Source organism: Streptomyces canarius (assembly GCF_014650735.1).
Classification (GTDB): Bacteria; Actinomycetota; Actinomycetes; order Streptomycetales; family Streptomycetaceae; genus Streptomyces; species Streptomyces olivaceoviridis.
In genome coordinates, this window is sequence record NZ_BMVN01000043.1 from 52952 (window position 1) to 79932 (window position 26981).

At 70.9% G+C, this 26981-nt stretch carries 26 protein-coding genes; 15 read left to right on the forward strand and 11 right to left on the reverse strand.

Annotated features, from left to right (window positions below; genetic code table 11):
• Genes IE294_RS37435 through IE294_RS37445 form a run of 3 tightly spaced genes read left to right on the forward strand, consistent with a single transcriptional unit; the run spans nucleotide 1 to nucleotide 3885 of the window.
• A complete protein-coding gene (locus IE294_RS37435) occupies nucleotides 1-2361 on the forward strand; it encodes an RNA degradosome polyphosphate kinase (RefSeq protein WP_189893669.1) in 2361 nt (786 codons plus the stop codon).
• On the forward strand, nucleotides 2342-3454 hold the full coding sequence (locus IE294_RS37440; protein ID WP_189893670.1) for a CHAD domain-containing protein: 1113 nt from the start codon (nucleotides 2342-2344) through the stop codon (nucleotides 3452-3454). The genes IE294_RS37435 and IE294_RS37440 overlap by 20 nt, the downstream gene beginning before the upstream one ends.
• A gap of 17 nt (nucleotides 3455-3471) precedes the next feature.
• On the forward strand, nucleotides 3472-3885 hold the full coding sequence (locus IE294_RS37445) for an NUDIX hydrolase (RefSeq protein WP_189893671.1): 414 nt from the start codon (nucleotides 3472-3474) through the stop codon (nucleotides 3883-3885).
• A gap of 4 nt (nucleotides 3886-3889) precedes the next feature.
• Here IE294_RS37445 and IE294_RS37450 read toward each other — a convergent pair whose 3' ends face one another.
• Complete coding sequence (locus tag IE294_RS37450; RefSeq protein WP_189893697.1) at nucleotides 3890-4075, reverse strand: hypothetical protein; 186 nt, start codon at nucleotides 4073-4075, stop codon at nucleotides 3890-3892.
• 206 nt (nucleotides 4076-4281) lie between these two features.
• Between IE294_RS37450 and IE294_RS37455 the strand changes: the two genes are divergently transcribed.
• Together IE294_RS37455 and IE294_RS37460 are read left to right on the forward strand one after the other, a co-directional pair.
• Entirely contained in the window at nucleotides 4282-5145 is an 864-nt protein-coding gene (locus IE294_RS37455) for an SCO4651 family lipoprotein (protein WP_189893672.1), read from the forward strand.
• Between the two features lie 117 nt (nucleotides 5146-5262).
• Nucleotides 5263-5424 carry a hypothetical protein gene (locus tag IE294_RS37460; RefSeq protein ID WP_014673530.1) on the forward strand — a complete coding sequence of 54 codons (162 nt, stop codon included), beginning with the start codon at nucleotides 5263-5265 and terminating at the stop codon, nucleotides 5422-5424.
• Between the two features lie 5 nt (nucleotides 5425-5429).
• Here the strand turns inward: IE294_RS37460 and IE294_RS37465 are convergent, their stop codons facing one another.
• Nucleotides 5430-5738, reverse strand: coding sequence for a metal-sensitive transcriptional regulator (locus tag IE294_RS37465; RefSeq protein WP_014673531.1), 309 nt, complete (start codon nucleotides 5736-5738; stop codon nucleotides 5430-5432).
• Nucleotides 5739-5953: 215 nt separating this feature from the next.
• On the opposite strand from IE294_RS37465, the gene IE294_RS37470 reads away from it, so the two are divergent.
• Complete coding sequence (locus tag IE294_RS37470) at nucleotides 5954-6574, forward strand: DUF47 domain-containing protein (RefSeq protein WP_015493282.1); 621 nt, start codon at nucleotides 5954-5956, stop codon at nucleotides 6572-6574.
• Between the two features lie 7 nt (nucleotides 6575-6581).
• A complete protein-coding gene (locus tag IE294_RS37475) occupies nucleotides 6582-7580 on the forward strand; it encodes an inorganic phosphate transporter (protein WP_189893673.1) in 999 nt (332 codons plus the stop codon).
• A 198-nt stretch (nucleotides 7581-7778) separates the two neighbouring features.
• Here the strand turns inward: IE294_RS37475 and pstB are convergent, their stop codons facing one another.
• The 4 genes from pstB to pstS all read right to left on the reverse strand — a co-directional run bounded on the left by pstB (nucleotide 7779) and on the right by pstS (nucleotide 11938).
• Complete coding sequence (gene pstB, locus IE294_RS37480) at nucleotides 7779-8555, reverse strand: phosphate ABC transporter ATP-binding protein PstB (protein WP_189893674.1); 777 nt, start codon at nucleotides 8553-8555, stop codon at nucleotides 7779-7781.
• Between the two features lie 72 nt (nucleotides 8556-8627).
• Nucleotides 8628-9689 carry a phosphate ABC transporter permease PstA gene (gene pstA / locus IE294_RS37485; RefSeq protein ID WP_189893675.1) on the reverse strand — a complete coding sequence of 354 codons (1062 nt, stop codon included), beginning with the start codon at nucleotides 9687-9689 and terminating at the stop codon, nucleotides 8628-8630.
• A complete protein-coding gene (gene pstC, locus IE294_RS37490; RefSeq protein WP_189893677.1) occupies nucleotides 9686-10690 on the reverse strand; it encodes a phosphate ABC transporter permease subunit PstC in 1005 nt (334 codons plus the stop codon). Before pstC ends, pstA begins: the two co-directional genes overlap by 4 nt.
• A gap of 114 nt (nucleotides 10691-10804) precedes the next feature.
• Entirely contained in the window at nucleotides 10805-11938 is a 1134-nt protein-coding gene (pstS, locus tag IE294_RS37495; protein ID WP_189893696.1) for a phosphate ABC transporter substrate-binding protein PstS, read from the reverse strand.
• A 322-nt stretch (nucleotides 11939-12260) separates the two neighbouring features.
• Between pstS and IE294_RS37500 the strand changes: the two genes are divergently transcribed.
• Nucleotides 12261-13832 (forward strand): FAD-binding oxidoreductase, encoded by a 1572-nt coding sequence (locus tag IE294_RS37500; protein WP_189893678.1) that lies wholly within the window; start codon nucleotides 12261-12263, stop codon nucleotides 13830-13832.
• A 105-nt stretch (nucleotides 13833-13937) separates the two neighbouring features.
• Here the strand turns inward: IE294_RS37500 and IE294_RS37505 are convergent, their stop codons facing one another.
• From IE294_RS37505 to IE294_RS37520, 4 genes are all read right to left on the reverse strand, one after another.
• On the reverse strand, nucleotides 13938-14645 hold the full coding sequence (locus IE294_RS37505) for a phosphatase PAP2 family protein (RefSeq protein WP_189893680.1): 708 nt from the start codon (nucleotides 14643-14645) through the stop codon (nucleotides 13938-13940).
• 230 nt (nucleotides 14646-14875) lie between these two features.
• Nucleotides 14876-15832, reverse strand: coding sequence for a C40 family peptidase (locus IE294_RS37510; RefSeq protein WP_229917724.1), 957 nt, complete (start codon nucleotides 15830-15832; stop codon nucleotides 14876-14878).
• A gap of 146 nt (nucleotides 15833-15978) precedes the next feature.
• The gene (locus IE294_RS37515) at nucleotides 15979-16749 is read right to left on the reverse strand and encodes a trypsin-like serine peptidase (protein ID WP_189893684.1); all 771 of its coding nucleotides are present in this window, start codon (nucleotides 16747-16749) and stop codon (nucleotides 15979-15981) included.
• A 160-nt stretch (nucleotides 16750-16909) separates the two neighbouring features.
• Nucleotides 16910-17836 (reverse strand): oxidoreductase, encoded by a 927-nt coding sequence (locus IE294_RS37520; protein WP_189893685.1) that lies wholly within the window; start codon nucleotides 17834-17836, stop codon nucleotides 16910-16912.
• 71 nt (nucleotides 17837-17907) lie between these two features.
• Between IE294_RS37520 and IE294_RS37525 the strand changes: the two genes are divergently transcribed.
• From IE294_RS37525 to IE294_RS37555, 7 genes are all read left to right on the forward strand, one after another.
• Nucleotides 17908-18510: a TetR/AcrR family transcriptional regulator gene (locus IE294_RS37525; protein ID WP_189893686.1), complete on the forward strand. Its 603-nt coding sequence runs from the start codon at nucleotides 17908-17910 to the stop codon at nucleotides 18508-18510.
• 451 nt (nucleotides 18511-18961) lie between these two features.
• Nucleotides 18962-19270, forward strand: coding sequence for a DUF8827 family protein (locus IE294_RS37530; protein ID WP_014673544.1), 309 nt, complete (start codon nucleotides 18962-18964; stop codon nucleotides 19268-19270).
• A gap of 143 nt (nucleotides 19271-19413) precedes the next feature.
• A complete protein-coding gene (locus IE294_RS37535) occupies nucleotides 19414-20238 on the forward strand; it encodes a DUF8175 domain-containg protein (RefSeq protein WP_189893687.1) in 825 nt (274 codons plus the stop codon).
• Nucleotides 20228-21547 (forward strand): hypothetical protein, encoded by a 1320-nt coding sequence (locus tag IE294_RS37540; RefSeq protein ID WP_189893688.1) that lies wholly within the window; start codon nucleotides 20228-20230, stop codon nucleotides 21545-21547. The genes IE294_RS37535 and IE294_RS37540 overlap by 11 nt, the downstream gene beginning before the upstream one ends.
• Entirely contained in the window at nucleotides 21544-23100 is a 1557-nt protein-coding gene (locus tag IE294_RS37545; protein WP_189893689.1) for an SCO6880 family protein, read from the forward strand. Before IE294_RS37540 ends, IE294_RS37545 begins: the two co-directional genes overlap by 4 nt.
• Before the next feature lie 14 nt (nucleotides 23101-23114).
• Entirely contained in the window at nucleotides 23115-24527 is a 1413-nt protein-coding gene (locus tag IE294_RS37550; RefSeq protein ID WP_189814606.1) for an ATP-binding protein, read from the forward strand.
• Nucleotides 24528-24577: 50 nt separating this feature from the next.
• Nucleotides 24578-26299, forward strand: coding sequence for a type IV secretory system conjugative DNA transfer family protein (locus IE294_RS37555; RefSeq protein ID WP_189893690.1), 1722 nt, complete (start codon nucleotides 24578-24580; stop codon nucleotides 26297-26299).
• On the opposite strand, the gene IE294_RS37560 is transcribed toward IE294_RS37555, so the two are convergent.
• Nucleotides 26296-26862 carry a GNAT family N-acetyltransferase gene (locus IE294_RS37560; RefSeq protein WP_189893691.1) on the reverse strand — a complete coding sequence of 189 codons (567 nt, stop codon included), beginning with the start codon at nucleotides 26860-26862 and terminating at the stop codon, nucleotides 26296-26298. The genes IE294_RS37555 and IE294_RS37560 overlap by 4 nt on opposite strands.
• Between the last annotated feature and the right edge of the window lie 119 nt (nucleotides 26863-26981).

The window sequence follows — 26981 nt, forward strand, 5'->3', positions numbered from 1 at the left end:
ATGAAGCCCGCCGTGCCAGAGCCTTCGCCGCCCCCCGAGGGGCCCGCGGGGAACGGGGCCGTCACGCTCCGGCCCGCACGTTCCGACGCGCCTGTGTCACCCGTTGCGCGGAAGAATGGGTTCATGAGTCAGCAAGACACCCAGGCAGAGGTACAGCACCCCCAGCCCTCCGTGGGCTCCATCGCCGCGCACCGCCAGCATGCCGTGGCCGCCGTGGTCTCCGACCTGGAACCCGACCTCGACGCGGGTCTCGACACCTACGAGGAGGCGCCGACCGACGGCGCGCCCCTGCCCCAGGGCCGCTTCCTCGACCGGGAACGCAGCTGGCTCGCCTTCAACGAGCGCGTCCTGGAGCTGGCCGAGGACCCGAACACGCCGCTGCTGGAGCGCGCGAACTTCCTCGCGATCTTCGCCAGCAACCTGGACGAGTTCTTCATGGTCCGGGTGGCCGGTCTGAAGCGCCGTATCGCCACCGGCGTCGCCACCCGCTCCGCCTCCGGCCTCCAGCCCCGCGAGGTGCTGGAGATGATCTGGGCCCGCTCCCGCGAGCTGATGGCGCGGCACGCCGCCTGCTACCACGAGGACGTCGCCCCCGCACTCGCGGACGAGGGCATCCACCTGGTCCGCTGGTCCGAGCTGACCGACAAGGAGCAGGCCCGCCTCTTCACGCTCTTCCGGCACCAGATCTTCCCGGTCCTCACGCCCCTGGCCGTCGACCCCGCGCACCCCTTCCCGTACATCTCCGGCCTGTCCCTGAACCTGGCCGTCGTCGTACGGAACCCGGTCAGCGGCCACAAGCACTTCGCGCGCGTGAAGGTGCCGCCGCTGCTGACCCGCTTCCTGGAGGCCTCCCCGGGCCGCTACGTCCCCATCGAGGACGTCATCGCGGCCCCGAACCACCTGGAAGAGCTGTTCCCGGGCATGGAGATCCTGGAGCACCACGCCTTCCGGATCACCCGCAACGAGGACCTGGAGGTCGAGGAGGACGACACCGAGAACCTCCTCCAGGCCCTGGAGAAGGAACTCATGCGGCGCCGCTTCGGCCCGCCGGTGCGCCTGGAGGTCGAGGAGTCCATCGACCGCGAGGTACTGGACCTGCTGGTGCGCGAGCTGAAGATCTCCGAGGCGGAGGTCTACCCGCTGCCCGGCCCGCTCGACCTCACCGGCCTCTTCCGCATCCACGGCCTCGACCGGCCGGAGCTGAAGTACCCCAAGTTCGTCGCCGGCACCCACCGCGACCTCGCCGAGGTCGAGTCGGCGTCCGCGCCCGACATCTTCGCGGCCCTGCGCGCGCGGGACGTGCTCCTGCACCACCCGTACGACAGCTTCTCCACCTCCGTGCAGGCGTTCCTGGAGCAGGCCGCGGGCGACCCGGACGTCCTCGCCATCAAGCAGACCCTGTACCGCACCTCCGGCGACTCCCCGATAGTCGACGCGCTCATCGACGCCGCCGAGTCCGGCAAGCAGGTCCTCGTCCTGGTCGAGATCAAGGCCCGCTTCGACGAGCACGCCAACATCAAGTGGGCGCGCAAGCTGGAGGAGGCCGGCTGCCACGTCGTCTACGGCCTGGTCGGCCTGAAGACGCACTGCAAGCTGTCGCTGGTGGTCCGCCAGGAGGGCGAGACCCTGCGCCGCTACAGCCACGTCGGCACCGGCAACTACCACCCGAAGACGGCCCGCCTGTACGAGGACCTCGGTCTGCTCACCGCCGACCCGCAGGTCGGCGCGGACCTCTCCGACCTCTTCAACCGGCTGTCCGGATACTCGCGCCGCGAGACCTACCGCCGTCTGCTGGTCGCCCCCAAGTCCCTGCGGGACGGCCTGGTCGCGCGGATCGACAAGGAGGTCCAGCACCACCGTGCGGGCCGTCCGGCCTTCGTCCGCATCAAGGTCAACTCGATGGTGGACGAGGCGGTCATCGACGCCCTCTACCGGGCGTCCCAGGCGGGCGTGCCGGTCGACATCTGGGTGCGGGGCATCTGCGCCGTCCGCCCGGGCGTCACGGGCCTGTCGGAGAACATACGGGTCCGCTCGATCCTCGGCCGCTTCCTCGAACACTCCCGGGTGTTCGCCTTCGGCAACGGCGGCGAGCCCGAGGTGTGGATCGGCAGCGCCGACATGATGCACCGCAACCTCGACCGCCGGATAGAGGCCCTGGTCCGGGTGGTCGACCCCGGCCACCGCGCGGCCCTCAACCGGCTGCTGGACACCGGCATGTCCGACAGCACCGCCTCCTGGCACCTCGGCCCGGACGGCGAGTGGACGCGGCACGCGACCGACGCGGACGGCCAACCCCTGCGCAACGTCCAGGAGATGCTCATAGACGCCCGGAGGCGCCGGCGTGGCACAGCAACACCTTGACCCGACGGACCCCACGGCCGGGGCGGTGACGGGAGACGCCCTCGCGGGCTACCTGCGCGCCCAGGCCACGGAGTTCCTCCGCGCCCTGCGCCTGCACCGGGAGACCGGGGGCCAGGCGGCCGGCGCGGAGGAGCCCGTCGACGCGGCCCGCGCCCTGCGCCGCTCGGCCCGCCGCATCAGCGCCAGCCTGCACACCTTCCGCCCCCTCCTGGACCCCGACTGGTCCGAGGAGATGCGCCCGGAACTGGCCTGGCTGTCCGGCACCCTGGGCCTGGAACACGCCTACGAGGCCCGCCTGGAACGCCTGTTGCTGGCGTTGCACCGGCTGTCGGGCGCTACGGTCCTGCCCGCGCAGGCGGTGGACGTCGCCGTGGCCGCGGGCAGTCGTACCGCCGGGACGGCACGGGCGGGAACGGCCGCGGTGCAGGGCACCGGCGGCCCCGCCCACGCGACGGCGACAACGGAGCGCGGCACCCTCACGGTCGGCGCGGCGAAGGCGGGCGCCCTGCTCGAACGCCAGCTCACCCTGGCCCGGACGCGCGCCCACTCCACGGCCCTCCAGGCCCTCGGCTCCTCCCGCTTCCACGCCGTGGCCGACAAGGTCGCCGTACTCGCCAGCGAGGTCCCCCTCACCCCCGCCGCGCCCGCCACCGCCCTGCACCCCCTGGCCGCCGCGGCCGAGGAACGCCTCACGGACGCCGTCGCCGCGCTCCCCCTGGTCACCGCCGGCCACCCCTACAACGCGGAGGCCCTGGTCCACGGCCTGTCCCCGGACCCGTCCCCGCACCCCCAGGACAGCCCCTGGCACCAGGTGCGTCTGCTGCTGCGCCTGCACCGGTACGCCCGCGAGGTGCTGCACGACGGCGACGCCCCGGTGGACGTGCGGCTGCTGACGGCGGGCCAGGCGCTGAACCGGCACCGGGACGCCTCGGAGGCGGCAGCGGCGGCGGCGCAGGCGGCCCGCACCCCCCGGATCACCCCGGCGACGGCGTACGCGCTCGGTGTGCTCCACGCCGACCAGCGGCACGAGGTGGAGGCGGCCCGGTTCGCGTTCCAGCAGGCGTGGCAGAAGCAGACTGTCCCCGCGCCCTGACCCCACGAGGAGGCGGTGTGAACGACACCGTGGTGCAGGCGGCCGGCTGTGTGCTGTGGCGCCGCTCCCCGGTCTCCGGCGACCTGGAGATCTGCCTGGTCCACCGGCCGAAGTACGACGACTGGTCCCACCCCAAGGGCAAGCTGAAGCGGGGCGAGGACCCGCTCGCCGGCGCGTTGCGCGAAGTCGCGGAGGAGACCGGGTGCACCGCCGCTCCGGGCGGGGAACTGCCGACCCTGCGCTATTCGGCCAACGGCCGCCCGAAACGGGTGCGGTACTGGGCCGCCGAGGCGGTTTCCGGCCACTTCACGCCGAACGCCGAGGTGGACCGCATCCTGTGGCTGGCCCCGACGGCGGCCCGGGACCGGCTGACCCAGCCGCGCGACGGGGACCTGGTGGACGCGCTCCTGCGGGCCCTGGAGCGCCGGTGACGGCTCAGGGGCCGGTCGTGTGCCCCTCCGCGTCCGTACGGGCCTGACTGCGGGCCCGGCGGGCGGGGCCGCGCCAGCCGCAGCTGCATCTGGCCACGCAGAAGCGGCCCTGCTCGGTCGTCGTCGTGAGGTGCTCCTGCCCGGACCGCGCGCGCTCCGGCCCGTCCTCCGCCACCGCGTTGACTGCCACGCCGTCAACGGTACCCAGCCCTGGTCGAAGAGATGGTCTCGCTCGCGCCGGCGCCCGTCTCGCTCGCGCCGGCACCGGTCCCGCTCCCCTCGCCGCCGACGCGGCCCCGGCGCCGCTCCCGGTGGCGCGTGACGGCACCCCTCACCCGTCGTTATCCGGACGACAGGGGGCCCGTGACGGACACACCGGCTGGGGGTAGGCAGGCGATGGATCGGCGGCAGCACAGGCACGCGGGCGGGACGGTCGTCGCGGCGGGCGTCCTCCTCGCCCTCGGGACGGGCGTCACGGGCTGTTCCGGCAGCGGGGTCGCCGCCGAGGACGTCAAGGGCGCCGGCGACCCCGTCGCCACCCTGCACCGGGCCGCCGACGCGCTGCGGGCAGCGGGCAGTTCCAAGGCCGGCACCTCGATGGAGATGGCCACCGGCGGCACCCGGGTCACCATCCGCGGCAAGGGCGTCTACGACTACCGGCGCCGCCTCGGCCGGCTCACGGTGGTGCTGCCCGAGGACCCCACGGGCACCTCCGAACACCGCCCCATCACCGAACTCCTCGCCCCGGGCGCGCTGTTCATGAAGAACCGGGGTGCGGGCGTGCCCGCCGACAAGTGGGTGCGGGTGGAGACCGCGACGCTGTCCGACGGCAATCTGGTCACCGGCGGAGCGACCGACCCGTACGCGGCGGCCGAGGTGCTGCGCGGCACGCGGGAGGCGGTCTACGTCGGCCGGACCGAGGTCGCCGGGACGGCGGTGCGGCACTACCGGGGCACCGCCGACCTGCGCGGCGCGGCCCGGTACGCCTCCGCCGCGAACAGGGCGGCCCTGGCCGCGGCGGCGAAAGGGTTCGCCACGGCCGAGGTGCCGTTCGACGCGTACCTGGACGACCAGGGCCGCATCCGCAAGCTGCGGCAGCGCTTCAGCTTCGTCAACGGACGCCAGAAGGCGACCGTGGCGGTCGCCTCGACCCTGCTGCTGTACGACTTCGGCGCCCCCGCCGACGTGCGGCTGCCGGCCCCGGGGGACATCTACGCGGGCCGGATCGCCGAGGAGGGCGGGACCGGCAGCGGGGCCTGAATCCGGCCAGTCACTAGTCCGGGACGTCACCCCGTAAGTAGCCCGTCCGTGCCATGCGCGGTGTGCGGGGCGCTGCCTACCCTAGGGAGCGGTGACGTCCGAGAAGAGGTGAGGCGGGTGGCTGCGGTCGGTGGCACGGCGGTTCAGGACCACGTGGCCCTCGCCGAGATCGAGCTGTGCGGAGAGCTGATCATCGCGGCCTCCGCCGCCGAGGACCGGCTCAGCCTGGAGAGCATCGACGAGGTGCTGCGGGTGGCCGAGGAGCGGAACGCGGCCTGAGCGGCTCAGCTGCGCAGCAGCCGGCCGATCGCCTTCGTCGCCTCGTCCACCTTGGCGTCGATCTCGTCGCCGCCCTTGACGGCCGCGTCCGCGACGCAGTGCCGCAGGTGCTCCTCCAGCAGCTGGAGCGCGAAGGACTGGAGGGCCTTGGTGGAGGCGGAGACCTGCGTGAGTATGTCGATGCAGTACGTGTCCTCCTCCACCATCCGCTGGAGGCCGCGGATCTGGCCCTCGATCCGGCGCAGCCGCTTGAGGTGCTCGTCCTTCTGCTTGTGGTAGCCGTGCGTGGCGCCGGCCTCGGTCGTCGTCGTCATCGCGGGCCTCCGTCTCGGGACGAACTGGGGACAAAGGGGACACATACCCCTAGTGGGTATATGGTAACGAACTTTCCGGGGTAGAGGGCCCTTCGTCCGCCCCCGTGCTGACCACTCTGCCCGATGGGCGACACTGGGATGCGGCCCGATAGCCGTGGCCGGATGATGCGCCTAGCATCAGCCTGACCGAAACCGAAGCACCCCGAGGACCCCACGTGCGCTTTCGTCTGACCCCCAGGGAGACGAGCTTCTACGACATGTTCGCCGCGTCCGCGGACAACATCGTCACCGGCTCGAAACTCCTGATGGAACTGCTCGGGGCGGACTCCTCCGCCCGGGCCGAGATCGCAGAGCGTATGCGGGCCGCGGAACACGCAGGTGACGACGCCACGCACGCGATCTTCCACCAGCTGAACTCCTCGTTCATCACGCCGTTCGACCGGGAGGACATCTACGCCCTCGCCGGTTCCCTGGACGACATCATGGACTTCATGGAGGAGGCCGTCGACCTGGTCGTCCTCTACAACGTCGAGGAACTGCCGAAGGGCGTCGAGCAGCAGATCGAGGTCCTGGCCAGGGCGGCCGAGCTGACCGCTGAGGCCATGCCGAACCTCCGCACCATGGACAACCTCACCGAGTACTGGATCGAGGTCAACCGGCTGGAGAACCAGGCCGACCAGATCCACCGCAAGCTGCTCGCCCACCTCTTCAACGGCAAGTACGACGCGATCGAGGTGCTGAAGCTCAAGCAGATCGTGGACGTCCTGGAAGAGGCGGCGGACGCGTTCGAACACGTGGCGAACACGGTGGAGACCATCGCCGTCAAGGAGTCCTGAGGCGTCGATGGACACCTTCGCCCTGGTCGTGACCATCGCGGTCGCGCTCTTCTTCACGTACACCAACGGTTTCCACGACTCGGCGAACGCGATCGCGACGTCGGTGTCGACGCGGGCGCTGACCCCGCGGGCGGCCCTCGCCATGGCGGCCGTGATGAACCTCGCCGGCGCCTTCCTGGGCTCCGGCGTCGCCAAGACGGTCAGCGAGGGTCTGATCGAGACGCCCCAGGGCTCGACCGGCATGGGGATCCTCTTCGCGGCCCTGCTCGGCGCGATCGTCTGGAACCTGGTCACCTGGTACTTCGGCCTGCCGTCCTCCTCCTCACACGCCCTGTTCGGCGGCCTGGTGGGCGCGGCGCTGGCGGGCGGTACGACGGTGATCTGGCACGGGGTGGTCGACAAGGTCATCATCCCGATGTTCCTGTCCCCGGTCGTCGGTCTGATCGTCGGCTACCTGGTCATGACGGCGATCCTGTGGCTCTTCCGGCGGGCCAACCCGCACAAGGCCAAACGCGGCTTCCGCATAGCCCAGACGGTCTCGGCGGCCGGCATGGCGCTGGGCCACGGCCTCCAGGACGCCCAGAAGACGATGGGTGTCGTCGTCATGGCACTGGTGATTTCCGGCCATGAGACGTACGGCGACCCGATCCCGGTCTGGGTGAAGATCGTCTGCGCGATCATGCTGTCCCTCGGCACCTACGCGGGCGGCTGGCGGATCATGCGCACGCTGGGCCGCAAGATCATCGAGCTGGACCCGCCGCAGGGCTTCGCCGCCGAGACGACCGGCGCGTCGATCATGTTCACCACGGCGTTCCTCTTCAAGGCGCCGATCTCCACGACCCACGTCATCACGTCGGCCATCATGGGCGTGGGCGCGACCAAGCGCGTCAACGCCGTCCGCTGGGGCGTGGCCAAGAACATCATCCTGGGCTGGTTCATCACGATGCCGGCAGCGGCCCTGGTAGCCGCCCTGGCCTTCGGACTGGTCAAGCTGGTGGCCCTGTAGTCCGGGCCACACTCCGGGCTCGGTCGCCCGGGAACCCACCAGGTGGGAGACATCGGGCGAGGGGCGGAGCCCCGAAGACCCCCGTCCCCGAAGCCGAACGCAGTGACAACGCAGCGGGCCCGCCCCCGGGAGCCAGGGGCGGGCCCTTTGCGTCCTCGCGGTGGCACCGCCATGCAGCACCGCGAGGGGATCGGGGGATCAGCCGAAGCGGCCGGAGATGTAGTCCTCCGTGGCCTGGACCGACGGGTTGGAGAAGATCCGCTCCGTGTCGTCGATCTCGATCAGCCGGCCGGGCTGTCCGACCGCCGCGAGGTTGAAGAACGCCGTACGGTCCGAGACACGCGCCGCCTGCTGCATGTTGTGCGTCACGATGACGATCGTGAACCGCTCCTTCAGCTCACCGATCAGGTCCTCGATGGCGAGGGTGGAGATCGGGTCCAGGGCGGAGCAGGGCTCGTCCATGAGGAGCACCTTCGGCTCGACCGCGATGGCGCGGGCGATGCACAGACGCTGCTGCTGACCACCGGACAGGCCGGAGCCCGGCTTGTTCAGGCGGTCCTTCACCTCGTTCCAGAGGTTCGCGCCCTTGAGGGACTTCTCGACGATGTCGTTCAGTTCCGACTTCTTGTAGTTGCCGTTCAGCCGCAGGCCCGCCGCCACGTTGTCGAAGATCGACATCGTGGGGAACGGGTTCGGGCGCTGGAAGACCATGCCCACCTCACGGCGGACGGACACCGGGTCGACCCCGGCGCCGTACAGGTCCTCGGCGTCCAGGAGCACCTTGCCCTCGACGCGACCGCCGGGGGTGACCTCGTGCATGCGGTTCAGCGTGCGCAGGAACGTCGACTTGCCGCAGCCGGAGGGGCCGATGAACGCCGTCACCGACCCCGGCTCCACGGTCATCGAGATGTCCTCGATCGCCTTGTGGGAGCCGTAGAAGGCGGTGAGGCCGCTTACGTCGATTCGCTTGGCCATGTCTGCTTCACTTCCAGAAATTCAAGCTCGGTCGCTGTGTGGCCCCGCCCGGCGGAGCCGGAGATAGTCGCCTCAGCGACCGGTCTTGGGGGCCTTCCAGCGGGCGATGCCGCGGGCCACCAGGTTGAGGATCATCACGAAGGCGATCAGCGTGAGGGACGCCGCCCACGCACGGTCGAACGCCGCACCGGAGCCCGCGCTGTTGGCGAACTGCTGGTAGATGTACAGCGGCAGCGACGCCTGCGCGCCCTCGAAGGGGTTGTTGTTGATGAACGGGTTGCCGAACACCAGCAGCAGCACCGGCGCGGTCTCACCGGCGATACGGGCGACCGCCAGCATGACGCCGGTGGTGATGCCTCCGATGGAGGTCGGCAGGACCACCTTCAGGATGGTCCGCCACTTGGGCACGCCGAGCGCCAGGGACGCCTCGCGCAGCTCGTTCGGGACGAGCTTGAGCATCTCCTCGGTGGAGCGGACGACGACCGGCATCATCAGGATGGCCAGGGCCAGCGAACCGGCGAAGCCGAACGGCTGCATCTCGAAGATGAGCATCAGGCTGAGGATGAACAGGCCCGCGACGATCGACGGGATGCCCGTCATGACGTCGACGAAGAACGTGACGGCCTTGGCGAGCCGGCCCCGGCCGTACTCGACCAGGTAGATCGCGGTGAGCACGCCGATCGGGGCGCCGATGAGGGTGGCGAGGCCGACCTGCTCCAGGCTGCCGATGATGGCGTGGTAGATGCCGCCGCCGGGCTCGGTGTCGGCGACGACCCCCATCGAGTGGGTCAGGAAGTAGACGTCGAGGACCTTCACACCGCGCACGGCGGTCACCCAGATCAGGGAGACCAGCGGCACCACGGCGAGCAGGAAGGCCACCCAGACGAGGCTGGTGGCGACGCGGTCCTTGGCCTGGCGGCGGCCTTCGACGCGCGCGGCGATGCCGAACGTGCCGAGGACGAAGAGGACGGCGGCGATCAGACCCCACTGGATCTGGCTGTCCAGGCCGGCGGCCATGCTGATGCCGATGCCCAGGACGAGGGAACCGGCGGCGATGGCCCACGGCGTCCACCGGGGCAGGCTGCCGGCGCGCAGCGTGCTGGGCCGCTTGTCGGTGACGGCTGCGGTGCTCATGCGTTGGCCCCCGAGTACTCCGCGCGACGGGCGATGATCAGCCGGGCAGCGCCGTTGACCAGCAGGGTGATGACGAACAGGACCAGACCGGAGGCGATGAGCGCGTCCCGGCCGAACTCGTTCGCCTCGCTGAACTTGCCGGCGATGTTCTGGGCGAAGGTGCCGCCGCCCGGGTTGAGCAGGCTTGCCTGGATGTCGAAGGACGGCGAGAGCACGGTGGCGACGGCCATCGTCTCGCCGAGCGCGCGGCCGAGGCCGAGCATGGAGGCGGAGATCACGCCGGAGCGGCCGAAGGGCAGCACGGACATGCGGACGACCTCCCAGCGCGTGGCGCCGAGGGCCAGGGCCGCTTCCTCGTGCATCTGCGGGACCTGGCGGAAGACCTCACGGCTCACGTTGGTGATGATCGGCAGGATCATGATCGCGAGCAGGATGCCGACGGTGAGCATCGAGCGCGGCGCGCCCTCGTCCCAGGCGAAGACACCGGTCCAGCCGAAGAACTCGTTGAGCCAGCCGAACAGGCCGTTCATGTGCGGGACGAGCACGAGGGCGCCCCACAGGCCGTACACGATGGACGGCACGGCGGCGAGCAGGTCGATCACGTAGGCGACCGGGCCGGACATGCGGCGCGGGGCGTAGTGCGTGATGAACAGCGCGATGGCGACCGCGATCGGGACCGCGATGACCATGGCGATGACCGAGGAGACGATCGTGCCGAAGACCAGGACCGCGATGCCGAACTTCGGTTCGGGGACGTTGGTGTTCCACTCGAACGTGGTCAGGAAGTTCGCGTGGTCCTTACCGATCGCGAGGACGGCGCGGTAGGTGAGGAAGACCGCGATGGCGGCCATGATCGCCAGCAGCAGGATGCCGGAGCCCCGGGACAGCCCGAGGAAGATCCGGTCACCGGGGCGGGTGGCGCCACGGGCCGCGCGCTTCTGCTCGGCGATCGTGGGCTGGGGGGCGGGGGAAGGTACGTCGGTTGTCGTCGATATGTCCATCGGGTTCTCCGGTCTGCGGAGCTGTGCCCCCGAGGGGGCCGCGGCTCATGGCGGCGGTGCACCGGACGGTGCGGCCCGGCCCTGTCGGGTACCGGGCCGCACTCTCGGGTCAGGTCAGCTCAGGCCCTCGATGGTCGTGCGGACCTTGGAGATGATGTCGGCGGGCACGGGCGCGTAGCCGATGCTCGGGAGGATCTTCTGGCCGTCCTCGCTGGCGATGTAGCGCAGGAAGGCCTTGGTGGCGGGCAGGGTGTCCGCCTTGTTGCCCTTGTCACACACGATCTCATAGGTGACCAGGGTGATCGGGTAGGCGCCCTCGGCCTTGGTCTTGTAGTCCAGCTTCAGCGAGAGGTCCTTGCCGGTGCCGACGACCTGCGCGGCGGCGATGTCGGCGGTGGCGCTCTCGGAGCTGGGCGCGACCGGCTTGCTGGCGCCGGTGTTGATGGACACGGCCTTGAGGCCGTCCTTGACGTAGGACAGCTCGAAGTAGCCGATGGCGCCGGAGGTCTGCTTCACCTGCTGGGCCACGCCCGCGGACTGCGGAGCGGACTGGCCGCCCTTGGCCTGCCAGGCCTTGCCGCCGGAGTACTTCCAGTTGTCCGGGGTGGTGGCAATCAGGTACTTGGTGAAGTTGTCCGTGGTGCCGGACTCGTCCGAGCGGTGGAACGCCTGGATCTTCAGGTCGGGGAGCTTCACGCCCTTGTTCAGGGCGGCGATCGCCGGGTCGTTCCACTTGGTGATCTTGCTGTCGAAGATCTTGGCGAGGGTCGGGGCGTCCAGGACCAGGTTGTCGACACCCGGGACGTTGTAACCGATGGCGATCGGGCCGCCGACCATCGGCAGGTCGATGCCCTGGCCGCCCTTGCAGATCTGCTTGGAGGCGGTGACCTCTTCGGGCTTCAGCGGCGAGTCGGAACCGGCGAAGGCGACCTGGCCCTGCGTGAACGCGGTGACGCCGGCGCCGGAGCCGCCGCCCTTGTAGTTGATCTGCACGCCGCAGGCCTGGGAGAAGTTCTTCACCCAGGCGTCGATCGCGTTCTTCTGCGCGGAGGAGCCGTCTGCGAGGAGCTGACCCTTGGCGTCGTCGCACTTGATCGAGCTGGCGTTGGCGGACGTGGACGGGTTGCCCGACGCACTGCCGCCGCCGCCGTTGTCGTCGGAGCCGCACGCCGTCAGGGCCAGGGCGCCGGTGACGGCGACAGCACCGAGAGAAAGGGCGCGCAGCCGGTTCTTGCGCTGAAGCTTCACTTTCGGGAGTTCCTTCCAGGAGCCGCCGCTGTCGGCGGCGCGCGAGGTCATAGAGGTACGTGAGCGCGTTCATGGCCGCACCCGGCACCCGGTAAGGCCGAAATTAGGCAGATCAGGTGAAGCCGCCGATGGCCGGAAGTGAACGAGGGGTGAACCCCTGCCGTCGGCCTGGTGAGGTCACGGAATGCTCACGGGGAGGGCACGCGAAGGTTCCAATGGCCGGGTTGCGCGAACGTGTCTTCGACGTTCCTCACTCGGCCGCGGGAACTTCTGGGTGCGGCGCGTCGTCTCGTTCCACGACAGCCGAGGAAAGGCGACGGACATGGAACGGCGTACGTTCATCTCGGGCGGCGCGGCCGCCCTCGCGACGACCGCACTCACCGCGTGCGGTGCGGGCGGGGGTGCGTCCGCCCCCGCGGCGGACCACCCCGGTACGCCGTCGCGCGCGACCTCGCTGCCGGCCATCAGGACCACCAGCGCGACCGCCGCCGCGAACTGGGCGGCCCTCGCCCGTGACCTGGACGGCTCCCTGGTGCGGCCCGGCGACGCGAGCTGGAAGACCGCCCACCAGCTCTACAACACCCGCTTCGACGGGCTGAAGCCCGCCGCGGTGGCCTACGTCGCGCACACCGCCGACATCCGCACCGCCCTCGCCTACGCCCACGCGCACGGCGTGAAGGTGTCCATACGCAACGGCGGCCACTCCTACGCCGGCTACTCCTCCGGCGACAACCGGCTGATCGTCGACGTGTCCCGGCTGAACCGGGTGCGGGCGAGCGGCGGCCAGGCCGTCGTCGGCGCCGGCGCCAAGCTGATCGACGTCTACCGCGCGCTGGCCGCGAAGGGCGTGACCATACCGGCGGGCTCCTGCCCCACCGTCGGCGTCTCCGGCCTGGTGCTCGGCGGCGGCCACGGCGTGGCCTCCCGCGCCTACGGCCTGACCTGCGACAGCCTCACCCAGGCCACCCTGATCACCGCGGACGGCAAACAGCTCACGGCGAACGCGAGCACCAACCAGGACCTGTTCTGGGCGCTGCGCGGCGCCGGCAACGGCAACTTCGGCGTCGTCACCGAGCTCCAGTTCCGCACCCACGCCGCACCGCAGGCCGTGACCGCCTACCTGACCTGGCCGTGGGCCAAGGCCGCCAAGGTGCTGAAGGCGTGGCAGGAGTGGGGCCCGAGCCAGCCCGACGAGATCTGGTCCTCCCTGCACCTGGAGTGCTCCCCGGGCCGCACCCCGTCCATCTCGGTGGCCTGCTTCTCCCTCGGCACCTACGGCGAGCTCCAGAACGCCGTGGACCGCCTGGCCCACCTGGCGGGCGCCGACGCCTCCTCCGTCTCCCTGCGCCGCCGGGGCTACGAGGAGGCCATGGAGATCTACGCCGGCTGCTCCTCCTTCTCCAGCGACGCCCAGTGCCATCTGCCCGGCTCCACCCCGGGCCGCTCCCCGCAGGGCAGGCTCGGCCGCGAGACCTACGCGGCCCGCTCCGACTTCTTCGACCGCTCGCTGTCCGCGGCCGGCATCCAGGCCGTGCTGAAGCAGATCGCCGCGGTGCGGGGCGGCGCGGGCAGCATCGCGTTCACCGCGCTGGGCGGCGCGGTCAACCGGGTCTCCCCCACCGCGACGGCCTTCGTCCACCGCCGCTCGCGGATGCTGGCCCAGTACATCGCCTCCTGGGGCGCGGGGGCCTCCGGCTCCACCGCCCAGTCCTGGCTGACCGCCGCGCACCAGGCGATGCAGCCGTACGCCTCGGGCGCCGCCTACCAGAACTACAGCGACCCGACGCTGAAGGACTGGAAGAAGGCGTACTACGGGGACGCGGCGGCCCGGCTGGCCAAGGTGAAGCAGCAGTACGACCCCCAGCGCTTCTTCTCCTACGCGCAGGGTCTGTAGCGGGTCCAACGCGCGGGGTCCGTAAGCGGGTCCTGCGCGCGGGGTCCGTAGCGGGCGGGGCCCCGCCCGCTGGACGGCCGTCGGGGCCCCAGGCCGCGAGGTCCTCTAGGCCGCGAGGTCCCGTTCCTCGGTGTCCAGGGGCCTGCGGGCGCTGGGCAGCAGGGCGTTGCCCCGGCCGTCGGCCGCCGCGGACCGCCGCCGCACGAGCCAGCCGGCGCGCGGCGAGCGCTCCACGGCCCGCATCACCGGGGTGAGCAGGGCCGTGGCCGGCGGGGACAGCAGCAGGACGACCGCCGTACCGAGGGCGAAGCCGCCGACGACGTCCGTCGGGTAGTGCACGCCCATGTAGACCCGGCAGAAGCCCTCCAGCAGGGCCAGGCCGATGCCGGCGAGGCCGAAGCGGCGGTGGGCGACGAAGAGCCCCACGCCGAGCGCCATGGTGATCGTCGCGTGGTCGCTGACGAAGGAGAAGTCGGTCTTGCCGGACACGAGGACGTCCAGGCCCTGGTGGTCCACGAAGGGGCGGGGGCGCTCCACGAACCCCCGTATCGGCACGTTCACCAGCACCGCGAGGCCGGCCGCGAGCGGCGCCCACACCAGCGCGGCCACCGAGGGCGCGGCGTCCTCGCCGCCCCGGCGCCGCACGGACCACCAGCACCACAGGATCAGCAGCACCATGGCGAGCAGCAGGCCGTACTCACCGACGAACTCCATGACCCGGTCGAACCAGTGCGGTGCGTCCTTGGCCAGGCCGTTGATGTCGTAGAGCAGCTCGACGTCGGGGTTCGATCCGGATTCGGCGAGTACAGCCATCGTGCTGCGGCCCCTTCGTCGTCTTCCCGGACGCACCTCATGTGCGTCGCTCCTGCCCCCCGTGGTTCGTAGATCCGCTTCCGCTGCACTGCCGCACTGACGTCCGCTCGGCTACGTCAACAGGAACGCATGCCCACCGCCCATACGTTCCACTCTCCACTGAATGATCACGCAGACGTTATCGAAGAGAGACTCATCGCCCCAGCTCAGGGGATGGGTTCACGCTCGGTTCACACCCTCGTGGGAAGTGCTTTCGCGCCATCTTCGGTGACCCTGGTGGCCCCGAAGTAGTCGGGGGTGTCGATGGGGTCGAACCGGATCACGGCGCCCGTGCGCGGGGCGTCGATCATGTATCCGCCGCCGACGTAGATGCCGACGTGCCGGATGGCCCGGGAGTCGGTGAGGTTATCGGAGAAGAACACCAGGTCGCCCGGGAGCAGTTGGTCCCGGGAGGGGTGCGGACCGGCGTTGTACTGGTCGTTGGCCACGCGCGGCAGGGTGATCCCGACCTCCTCGTACGCGGCCTTGGTCAGCCCCGAGCAGTCGAAGCGCCCGCCCTGGTCGGCGGTGCCGTTGCCGCCCCACAGGTACGGCGTGCCGAGCTTGCTCTGCGCGAAGCCGATGGCGCCGGCGGCCTGCCGGGTGGGGTCGATCCGGGTGACCGGCGCGGCGAAGCTCTTCTCCAGGCTGCGGATCCGCTGGACGTAGTTCCGCGTCTCGCTGATGGCCGGAACCCCGCCCGCCCGGATGACGCGGTAGGCACCCGCGTTGTAGGCGGCGAGCATGTTGTCGGAGACGTTCCCCGGCACGTCCTTCACGTACTTCGCCAGCTCGCAGTCGTACGAGGCGGCCGACGGGATGGCGTCGTCCGGATCCCAGATGTCCCGCTTGCCGTCCCCGTCGCCGTCGATCCCATGGGTCGCCCAGGTGCTCGGGATGAACTGCGCGATCCCGCGGGCGTCGGCCGGGCTGACGACGGTCGGGTTCCAGCCACTCTCCTGGTAGAGCTGCGCGGCGAGCAGCGCCGGACTGAGCGCCGGGCACAGGTTGCCCCACTTCTGCACCAGCGACTTGTAGGCGGCCGGAACGGCCCCCTTGGCCAGCCCCCGGCTCGCCGAGGTCACCCCGCCGAGCAGGTTCCCGGCCACCAGATACACGCCGACGACGAGCAGCATGACGAAGCCCATGCCGAGCCCGACGGCCGCCCCACCGATCACCCATACCTTCCGCACGGTTCAACTTTCCCCCATGCGGGCGCGGTTCAAGGCCATTTGTGCGCGAAGTGGCGGCATTTCACGGGTGACGAGGCGCAGGTGACGCGCCCTCAGCCCGCTCAGCGACCGGCCGCGGCGTCCCGGTACAGCTCCGCCGCCTCGCCGCCCAGGACCACGCTGTACGACGTGTCCGCCGTGGAGCCGCCCTGTTCGTGGCCGCCGAGTACGCCGACGACCTGGCCGTCACCGTTGACCCAGGGGCTGCCGCTGGTGCCGCTGGTGAAGTCCGGGCAGTCGATGCGCTGTTGGGTACGGCTGTGCGGGACCGGCCTGTTGGTGCAGCTGATGGGCACCTCGCGGGAGTCGGGGTAGCCGGTGACCGTGACCGCGGTGGCGCCGGTGGCCACCCCGGTCGTGAACCGGTTGGCGCCGACCACGTCCTCCAGCCGGTCGCCGTCCCGCGCGCCGACGACGGCGAAGGCGACGTCGCTGTCCTCGTCCTGCCCCTTGGCCCACCCGTCCGGCAGGAACCGCCGCGTCACCTTCCACACCCCGTACGGCGCCCGCCCGTCCCGGTAGCCCGGCACGAACACCAGATCGCCGTCGGCGCCGGCCACGCAGTGCGCCGCGGTGACGATCAGATCGCCCCGCGGGCTGTGCACCGCGGAGGCGGTGCAGAAGTGGCCGCCGGCGAGCCTGCCCGCCCGGTCCGCGTCGAACAGCGCGCCCACCCGCGCGCTGTACCGGGTCGCGACGGTGTCGGCGGTGACCCCGAGGGGCCCCCGCCCGTCGTCCGCGGCGGCCACGGAGGCCGATGTCACCGCCAACAGCACCACAGCGCCGAGCAACGCGGGCCGTGAGGTGACCGAGATGCGTGAGGTGCGCTTCATCAGCCCCACTCTGTCCGACGAAGGTGAGAATCCGGTTCCGGCTTCACTGAGATTCTCCTGTGAAACCTCCGCTTCCCCCTCGTAGCCGATCGGAACCTCACGGTTCCCACCGCCCTGCGCGCTCAGCGGGCCCGCGCACCGGCGGGAGCGACGTGCCGGGTCACCGCACCGTCGTCGTGAGCGGCCACCGCACGCCCGTCAGCTCCTCCGAGAGCGTCCACAGCCGCCGGGCCGCGGCCGGGTCGCTCGCCGCGGCGCTGCGGCCGACCAGGGTCGGGGCACCGCGCATCTCGGCGGGACCGTCGGGGCCGACGTAGGACGCGCCGGGCATGTTCTCGGTGGCCGCGTAGAGGGTGGGCAGGGCGCCGGCCTCGTCGTCCTGGGCGAGGAACCGGTTGCCGGCCCGCATGAACAGGCGGGTGAACGGGTTGGCGGTGCGGCTCTGGAGGTTGGTCGCCGCCCAGCCGGGATGTGCCGCCAGGGCCCGTACGGCCGACCCGGCCTCCGTCAGGCGCCGCTGGAGCTCCAGGGTGAAGAGCAGGTTGGCCAGCTTGGACTGGGCGTAGGCGCGCGTGGGGCTGTAGTTGCCGCGCAGGTTCACGTTCTCGAAGTGGATCATCCGGTCGCCCATGCGGTGCGCGCCGGACGCCACGGTCACCACCCGGTCGGTGATCCGGGGCAGCAGCAGGGTGGTCAGCGCGAAGTGCCCCAGGTGGTTGGTGCCGAACTGCAACTCGAAGCCCTGCTTGGTGCGCTGTTCCGGCACCATCATCACGCCCGCGTTGTTGATCAGCAGGTCCAGCGGGCGGTCCCAGCCGGCGGCGAACTCGCGCACCGAGTCGAGGTCCGCCAGGTCCAGCCGTCGCACCTCGGTGCTGCCGGCCACCCGTGCCGCCGCGGCACCGCCCCGGGCGAGGTCCCGCACCGCGAGCACCACATGTGCCCCGGCGCCGGCCAGCGCCCGCGCGGCGGTGAGGCCGATGCCGCTGTTGGCGCCGGTGACGACGGCCGTACGGCCGGTCAGGTCGGGCAGACGGGTCGCGTTCCACTTGCCGCGCTTGCCGCGCGCTTCGGTCGTATCAGCCATGGGCTCAATGTAGGCACCGCCAACAATGATGTCAATGACAACAAAGCTGACGATGGCAACATCGAGATACGATGACGCACATGTCCGCACCCCGCCCCTACCACCACGGAGACCTGCGCGCCGCCCTGCTCAAGAGCGCGGAACGCACTCTGCGCGACAAGGGGGTCGGCGCGCTCTCGCTGCGCGAACTGGCCCGGGACGCGGGCGTGAGCCACGCCGCCCCCGGCCGGCACTTCAAGGACAAGCAGACCCTGCTCGACGCCCTGGCGCTGGACGGCTACGAGCGCCTGAACCAGGCCCTTGCCGCCGCCGACCGCCCGGACCGGCCCTTCGAGGAGCGGATGACCGCCCTCGCCCGCGCCTACCTCGGCTTCGCCGTCGAGAACCCCGAACTGCTGGAGCTGATGTTCGCGCGCAAGCACGACCCCGACAGCTCCGCCCAGCTCGCCGCGGCCGTCGACCACTCCCTCGGCACCTTCACCCGGCTGGTCGCGGACGCCCAGGAACAGGGCGAGATCGTCCAGGGCGACCCCGAGCGCCTCACCACGGTCGCCGCCGCGAGCCTGCACGGCCTGGCCGCCCTGATCGCCGGCTGCGCGCTCGACGCGGAGGAGACCCTGGCCGGCCTGGACGCCCACGTCCACCTACTGCTGCACGGCCTGCGCCCACGCTAGCCGCCCCGCCGACCGCTCCGGCGCCGAGTACCCGGCCGCCTCCAAGTACGCCTCCGCGGTGGCCGACCCCGGAACCGGCGTCCACGCCCTGGCCGACACCCCGTCAAGCGGCACCCATCCGCCCGAGTTCCCGTACGCGGCCGTCGGCACCTCCGGCCGGCTGAGCACCCCTCACAAAGGGGCGGGCCACCGCACCCAGCCGTGGCCCGATTTCCCGTCCCCCCGTGAGAACATCGACGCGACGCGTCACCCGACCGGCTCCACTCCGACCTCGTTGCCCAGCGTGACCTGCCGTGATACACAGAGTGACCGCACGGGCTGTTCGTACGAAACCCGCCAGTCAATGACGTCAAGTCGACATACGTTGGCGGCGTTGTCGGCGACAATGGGGCCTGACCTCTGCACACCGCAGGGGCACTCACGGAACTACCCACCAGGGGCGGTGACTTACATGCTCTTTGCGGCCGACAAGGGAGACATCAACACCATCATCGGCGGGATCGCTCCGGACTGGGGCCCCTTCGGCAGCCTGGGCAACGAGGCCAAGGTGATGATCGAGGTGGTCATGGCCGTGGCCATCCTCCTCTGCCTCGGCATCGCGGTATGGGGCGCGGCGAAGCAGCGCATCGGCGCCACGGCCCTCCGGGACACCTTCAGCGCCGAACAGGGCAAGGGCCTCATCATCGCGGGCCTCACCGGGGTGTTCATCATCGGATCCCTGGGCACCCTGTTCACGATCGTGTACGGCATGGCGGTCTGACCCCGTCCCCTCCACCCCCACCCACCCGTCGTGCCCACCGGCTGAGGTTGCGTCTCCCTGATGTCGAGTCACCACACCGCGCCCCCGCGGGAACCAGCACGGCTACCGTCGTATGCCTACGAGGGTGAGGGAGCGCACACGGCATGAGTCCCGGAGACGAACAGGGCTACGACTACCCCGAGACGGGCCACACCCGCACCCGCCTCCCCGACCCCGACCCCTACGGCGGCGCCCCCCGCCGCCCCCACCGCTCCTCCTCCCGCAGCCTGATCACGGTGGTAGGCGTAGTAGTCCTCCTCATCGCAGCCATCGCCTTCGCGAACCGCGGGGGGGATTCACCGGGTGACGAGGCGTCGGGGAAGGGCACCAAGCCCGAAACATCCTCAACAGCCCCCTCGGGCACCCGCCCGGTCGAAACAAGAACCGGCACCATCCCTTCGGGCTTCGCCCACACAGCCCAGGGAGCGGAGAGCGCGGCGGCGAACTACGCGGTGGTTCTGTGGTCCGACGGCATGGTCGACACGGCCAACAGGCACAGCATCATCGAGGCGGTGGCCGATCCGAGCACCGTGAGCCGGCTCCAGTCGGTCTTCGACGCCAATTACTCGGCCGACTTCCTCAAGAACATCGGTCTCAACGCCGATGGCAGCGTTCCCAAGGACATCACCTTCGTCGACCGCACACTGCCTGCCGGCACGAAAACGACGTCCTACAGCAGCGCGGCGGCGACCGTCGAAGTGTGGTGCAACACGCTCTTCGGCCTGGCCGGTGAAGGCTCGAACAACCCTGTGACCAGTGGCTGGTCAACCGTCACCTTCCAGCTGAAGTGGGACGGCAGCGACTGGAAGGTGTTGAAGACCAGTCAGAAGACAGGCCCCACCCCGATCGCCGGAGACAACCCCGTCTCCGGTGCCGGTGAAATCGGCAAGGCGGTCAAGGAGTTCGGAGGGTTCACATATGCCCGGTAGCCCGCAGCGCGTCCTCAAGCTCGCAGGCCTGGTGGGCGCCGTTCAGGCTGCCACCGTGCTCCTGGCCGCGCGAGCCGTGGCGGCACCATCCCCCACACCGACTCCCAGCAAGAGCGCCGACTGCTCCCTGCTCGCGCCTCCTGCCCGTAAGTTCTGCGAGTCCGGTGACCCCTCCGGCGGATCCTCCGGCGGCGCCCCCAGCAACCCCCTCACCGACACGCTCGACCCCCTCGCCTCCCTGGCCAAGGGATGTGCCGACGCCGCCGCCTGGACCGTCGGGAAGCTCAGTGACGCCGTGAAGGAAACCGCCAACGTCGACTTCACCAATCAGGCGTTCCTGAAGCAGTACGCCGTCGTCTTCGCCGCCTCCACGATCCTCACGCTCCTCCTCTGGCTCCTGGCCGTCGCCAAGCGAGCCGTCCGCGGCGTCCCCCTCACCACCGCCATCTCGGAAGCCGTCGGCTTCCTCTGGCTCACCGTGCTGGCCTCCGCCTTCACCCCCCTGATCCTCTACACCGTCGTATCGGCGACGGACGGCGTCACGGACGTCCTCGCCAAAGCCACCGGCGACCAGGCCGACACCTTCTTCGGCACCTTCTCCGGCGCCCTGAAGAAGGGCAACGACATCGGCGGCGGCCCCATCATGCTGATCGTCGTGTCCCTGGTCAGCATCCTCGCCGCCGGCGTCCTCTGGCTGGAGCTCGTCATCCGCGCCGCCCTGCTCTACGTCGGCGCCCTCCTCGGCACCGTCGTCTACGCCGGCCTGGTCGACAAGAACCTGTGGGGCCACGTCCGCCGCTGGGCCGGCATCATGATCGCCGTCATCCTCGTCAAGCCGGTCATCGTGATCGTCCTCGGCCTGGCCGGCGCCCTCTCCGGCGACAGCGGCCCCGACGCCTTCTCCGCCGTCGTCTCCGGCCTCGCCATCATCCTGCTGGCCATCTTCGCCAGCGCGATGATCTACCGCTTCGTCCCCGGCTTCGGCGACGAACTCGCCGGCTCCCGCAGCAACCGCATCATGCAGGGCGCCGAGAGCAAGGCCGCCGCCGTCATCAGCTCCCCGGCCACCCTCGTCGCCCAGGGCATCAAGACCCACAGCACCCGCGCCGACACCTCCGGCGGACAGTCCGGCAGCACCCCCCGCCCGGCCAACCCCGCCACCGGAGGCGTCGCCGCCCACAGCAGCCGCACCCCCACCGGCAGCGGAGCCGTCCCCTCCGCCACACCCGCGCCCCGCGCGTCCAGCCCGGTCAACACACCGCACGCCAGCAACACCCGCAACAACCGCTCGGGAGGTGAAGGGCGTTGACGACCGAGTCCCACCTGTCCCATCCGGTCACGCCCCGCCGTACGTATCTCATCGGCCGCGCCCGGCCGAACGCGATCGTCGGCCGGAACCGCGAGTCCGGCGAGATCGCCCTGATCATCGCCGGCGCGTTCCTCGGCATGATGTGCGGCCTCCTCGTCCCCGTCCTGCCCCTGCGGATCGTGCTGCTGACCGGCTTCCCGCTGCTCGCGCTCGCCGCGGTCTACGTGCCGTACAAGCGCCGCACGTTCTACAAGTGGTTCGAGATCAACCGCAGCTACAAGCGCGCCGTCAAGCGGGGCGCCGTCTACCGCTCCACCGCCATGGAGGCCGGGACCCGGATCGACGGGCGCGAGATCGAGATCGGCCCGCCGCCTGGCATCGGCCGCATCACCTGGCTCGCCGCACCCTTCGGGCCGGACGAGATCGCCGTACTGCTGCACGCCGACCGCAAGACCGTCACCGCCGCCATCGAGATCGAGGGCCCCGGCGTCGGCCTGCGCGACTCGGAGGACCAGGAGGCCCTGGTCGACCGCTTCGGCACCCTGCTCAAGCACGTCGCCAACGGAGACGGCTTCGTCACGCGCCTGCAAATGCTCGCCCGGACCCTGCCCGCCGACCCGGACGCGCACGCCAAGGACGTCGGCCAACGCGGTGACCCCCGCTCCCCCGGCTGGCTCCAGCAGTCCTACGACCAGCTCCAGTCCATGGTGTCCACCAGCAGCGAGCAGCACCGCGCCTACCTCGTCGCCTGCATGCACTACACCCGCGAACTGGCCGCCGAGGCCCACGCCATGGCCCGCGCCGTCCGCGCCCGCGGCAGCAAGGTCGACCGGGACGCCGGGCTCGCCGTCGTCATGGCCCGCGAGCTCACCGACATCTGCTCGCGGCTCCAGGAGGCCGACATCCGGGTACGGCAGCCGCTCGGTCAGGGGCGGCTGGCCTCCCTCGTCCACTCCATGTACGACCCCGACCACCCCATCGACCACATCCAGGCGATGACCCAGCGCAACGCCTGGCCGGCCGAGCTGGACGCCACGGAGCCCACCTACCTCCAGGCCAAGACCCGGGAGTCGAGCACCCGCGCGCCCTGGTGCCACGCCACCGCCTGGGTGAAGGAGTGGCCGATGACCCCCGTCGGTGTGAACTTCCTCGCGCCGCTCCTCGTCCACACCCCGGACGTCATCCGCACGGTCGCCGTCACCATGGACCTCGAACCCACCGAGGTCGCCATCGAGCGCATGCTCACCGAGAAGACCAACGACGAGGCCGAGGCGTCCCGCGCCGCCAAGATGAACCGGACCGTCGACCCCCGCGACATCGCCGCGCACAACCGCCTCGACCAGCGCGGCGAGGACCTCGCCAGCGGCGCCGCCGGCGTCAACCTGGTCGGCTACATCACCGTCTCCTCCCGTTCCCCGGAAGCCCTCGCCCGCGACAAGCGGACGATCAGGGCCTCCGCCGGCAAGTCGTACCTCAAGCTGGAGTGGTGCGACCGAGAGCACCACCGCGCCTTCGTGAACACACTTCCGTTCGCCACCGGCATCCGAAGGTAGGGGCTGATTCGCCGATGCGGGACCCGCTGACCGTCCTCACCGAGGCCTTCACCTCCTTCCTCTTCGGGAAGGTCGAGACGACCCGGCTGCCGGTGCGCACCTCCACGGGCCAGGCCCAGGCCGTCTACCTGCCCACGGCCGCGCCCGGCCTCGGCGACTCCGGCGTCATCATCGGCCGCGAGGTGTACTCCGGGAAGGGCTACATCTACGACCCCTTCCAGCTCTACGGCCAGCAGTTGCCGGCCCCGCACTGGCTCGTCCTCGGCGAGTCCGGCAACGGCAAGTCGGCCCTGGAGAAGACCTACGTCCTGCGCCAGCTCCGCTTCAAGGACCGCCAGGTCGTCGTCCTGGACGCCCAGGGCGAGGACGGGGTCGGCGAGTGGAACCTCATCGCCGAGGAGCTGGGGATAACGCCGATCCGGCTGGACCCGACGGCCGCCCTGGACCACGGCATCCGCCTGAACCCGCTGGACCCGGCGATCACCACCACCGGCCAGCTGGCACTGCTCCGCACGATCATCGAAGTGGCGATGGGCCACGGCCTGGACGAGCGCTCCGGCTTCGCCCTGAAGGTCGCCCACTCGTACGTCAACGAGACCATCGTGGACCGCCAGCCGGTCCTGACCGACATCGTGGAGCAGCTACGGCACCCCGAGCCGGAGTCGGCGGAGGCGATGAACGTCGCCATAGACGACGTACGGGCGTGGGGCCTCGATGTCGCCCTGGTCCTGGACCGGTTGGTCGACGGTGACCTGCGGGGCATGTTCGACGGGCCGACGACGGTCGGCATCGACCTGGACGCCCCGCTGATCGTCTTCGACCTCTCCCACATCGACCGCAACTCCATCGCCATGCCGATCCTCATGGCGATCGTCGGCGTGTGGCTGGAGCACACCTGGATCCGCCCCGACCGGAAGAAGCGCATCTTCCTGGTCGAGGAGGCCTGGCACATCATCAACAGCCCGTTCGTGGCCCAGCTCTTCCAGCGACTGCTGAAGTTCGGCCGCCGGCTCGGCCTCTCCTTCGTGGCGGTGGTCCACCACCTGTCCGACGTCGTCGACGGAGCGGCGGCGAAGGAGGCGGCGGCCATCCTGAAGATGGCGTCGACCAGGACGATCTACGCCCAGAAGGCCGACGAGGCGCGGGCCACGGGCCGGGTCCTCGGCCTCCCCCGCTGGGCGGTCGAGATCATCCCCACGCTCACGCCCGGCATCGCGGTCTGGGACGTCAACGGCAACGTCCAGGTGGTCAAGCACCTGATCACGGAGACGGAACGGCCGCTGGTCTTCACCGACCGCGCGATGACCGAGTCCTCCAGCGACCTCGCGGCCGACGACGCCCTGCGCGCGGCCGAACTGGAGGCCGAGCAACGGGCCGCGGCCTTCGTGGAACAGCACGTGGGCGACTCCGAGTCGACGGTGGCGTAAGGAGACGCGAGAGGGCGCAAGAGAGCGCAAGGGGATGTAAGGGGAACAGGGTGAGACCGGACGACCGCCGCGGGGACCGCCGGGACAGCCGCCGGGAGGGCCAGGGCGGCATCCCCGACGGCCTGCTGATCGGCATGCTCGCGTTCCTCCTCGGCATGACGGTGATGGTGTGGACGGCCACGGGCCTGGCGGCCTGGTTCGCCCAGGGCGCCTGGCCCACCGGCGTCACGTTCACCCACACACCCCTGGCCATGCGCCACCTCATCGGCCGCCCCCACGACATCACCGGCGCCTGGCCGGACACCCCACCGTCCCAACTCTCCGGCTGGGGACTGTTCTGGGGCCTCTTCATAGCCCAACTGATGATCCTCTTCGTCCTCACGATGTTCGCCCTGGGAACGGTGGCCCGCTGGAGAGCCGGAAGAGCCCGCAGGGCCGCCGCTGGGGTCGGAGGGACGACGGAGGCCGGCCCGGCGGGGGCTGGACCGGCGGAGATCACATCGGGGTGGGCTGGGCCGGGGGCCGCTGGGCCGATGGCGGCCGGGCCTACGACGGTTCGGCCTACGACGGTCGGGCCGGTGGGTACGGGGTCGGTGAGTGCCGGGGCAGTGGCGGCTGGGGCTGGCGAGCCGGGGTCTGGCGCGCCTGCGGCCGGCGTGCCGATGGAGAGCGATTCCGCGGCCAGCGGTATCGGGGCTGCCGGGGCCGGCGTTGGCGGGTCCGGGGTGTCCGTGTTCGAGGGCGCCGCGTACGGACCCGCCCCTCAGCACGAGGTACCGGCACCTCGCGGGGAGGCCGAACCACCGGGGGCGGGCGACTTCTCGGCCGACGGTGAGCGGGCGGCCGGGTGGGAAAAGCTCCACATCGCCCCCAGGGAACGCCGCCACACCACCGCGGCCCACGCCATCCAGGCCGCCCCCGGCCCCACCCTCATCGTCACCTCCAACCCCGCCCTCTGGTCGGACACGAAGGACGCGAAGGCGAAACTGGGGCCCACCCTGCTCTACGACCCAACCCACCTCTGCGACACCCCGGCCCGCCTCCACTGGTCCCCCACCACCGGCTGCGAGGACAAACAAACGGCTCTCCACAGAGCGACAGCCCTGCTGGCCCCCGTACGCCCCACCGCCAAGATCGACCAGGCGGTGGCGGAAACAGCGACCACCCTCCTGCGCAGCTACCTGCACGCCGCCGCCCTGGACAACCGCACCGTCCGCCATGTCCACCGCTGGTCGCAGGGCACTCAGGTCCAAGAGGCAGTCCGCACCCTCCGTACCCACCCCAAGGCCGCCCCGGGGGCCGCCGGCGAGCTGGAGGCGGCCCTCACCGCCCACCCCGAACGCCGCGACATCGCCCAGGAACTGACCGGCAGGGCCCTCGCGGCCCTCTCCACGGTCAACATCCGCGAAGCCTGCACTCCCAACCGAAATGATGCCCTCGCCTTGGATTCCTTCATCCAAGAAGGGGGCACGCTTTATGTGGTCGGTGAATCCATCGAGGACCCACGGAGCAATCCGGGCGCGATGCCGCTCCTGACGGCCCTCGTCTCCAGCGTGGTCGAGCGCGGCCGGCGCATGGCCGAACGGTCATCCTCCGGTCGGCTCGACCCACCACTCACCCTGGTCCTGGACGACATCGCGGCCGTGGCCCCGCTCCCGGAGCTGCCGACCCTGCTCGCCACCGGAGCCGACCGGGGCCTGCCGACGCTCGCCCTGCTCCGCTCCCGCGAACAGGCCCGCTCCCGCTGGCCCCACCAGGAGCTACCGGCCTAGACGGGCCGCTCCAGGACGAACTCCAGCTCCTGCTCCGCCTCGTCCTTCGAGAAGGACACCACCAGGCCACTCGGCGCGAAGCCGATCTTCCGGTACGCCCCCTGCGCTCGCGCGTTGTCCTCGTGGACGAACAGCCGCACCCGCTCGGCCGCCCGCTCCCAGGCCCAGGAGACACCGGCCTGGAACAGCGACTCGATCAGCCCGTTCCCCCGGTGCTCGGGCCGCACGAACACCCCAACGACATGCCCCTGCCGCCGCTCGACCGGAAACCCGGCCCAGTCCTTGCTCCCGGCCTCTTCGAGGAGGACGGTGACCGAGCCGGCCCAACTCCCGTCGGCCGTTTCGGCGATGAACTGCCGGGCGGTCGTGGAGCCCTCCCCGGAGGTGACGGCCCGGTCCTGCCAGAACGAGTCGGGCTTGGTCACGGCGTTCTCGTAGGTCTCCAGAAAGGCAAGGGGCGCGACCGGGTCCCGCAGCGAGTCCAGGCGCAGCTCCTTCACCCGCTCCCAGTCATCGGGCCGTATGGCGCGGACTACGTATTCATTCCTGGCGAAAGAGCTCATGGGACTACCCTAAACGCAGAAAACCCCCGCACCGAAGGTGCGGGGGTTTTCTCAACATTTGTTCGGCGGCGTCCTACTCTCCCACAGGGTCCCCCCTGCAGTACCATCGGCGCTGTGAG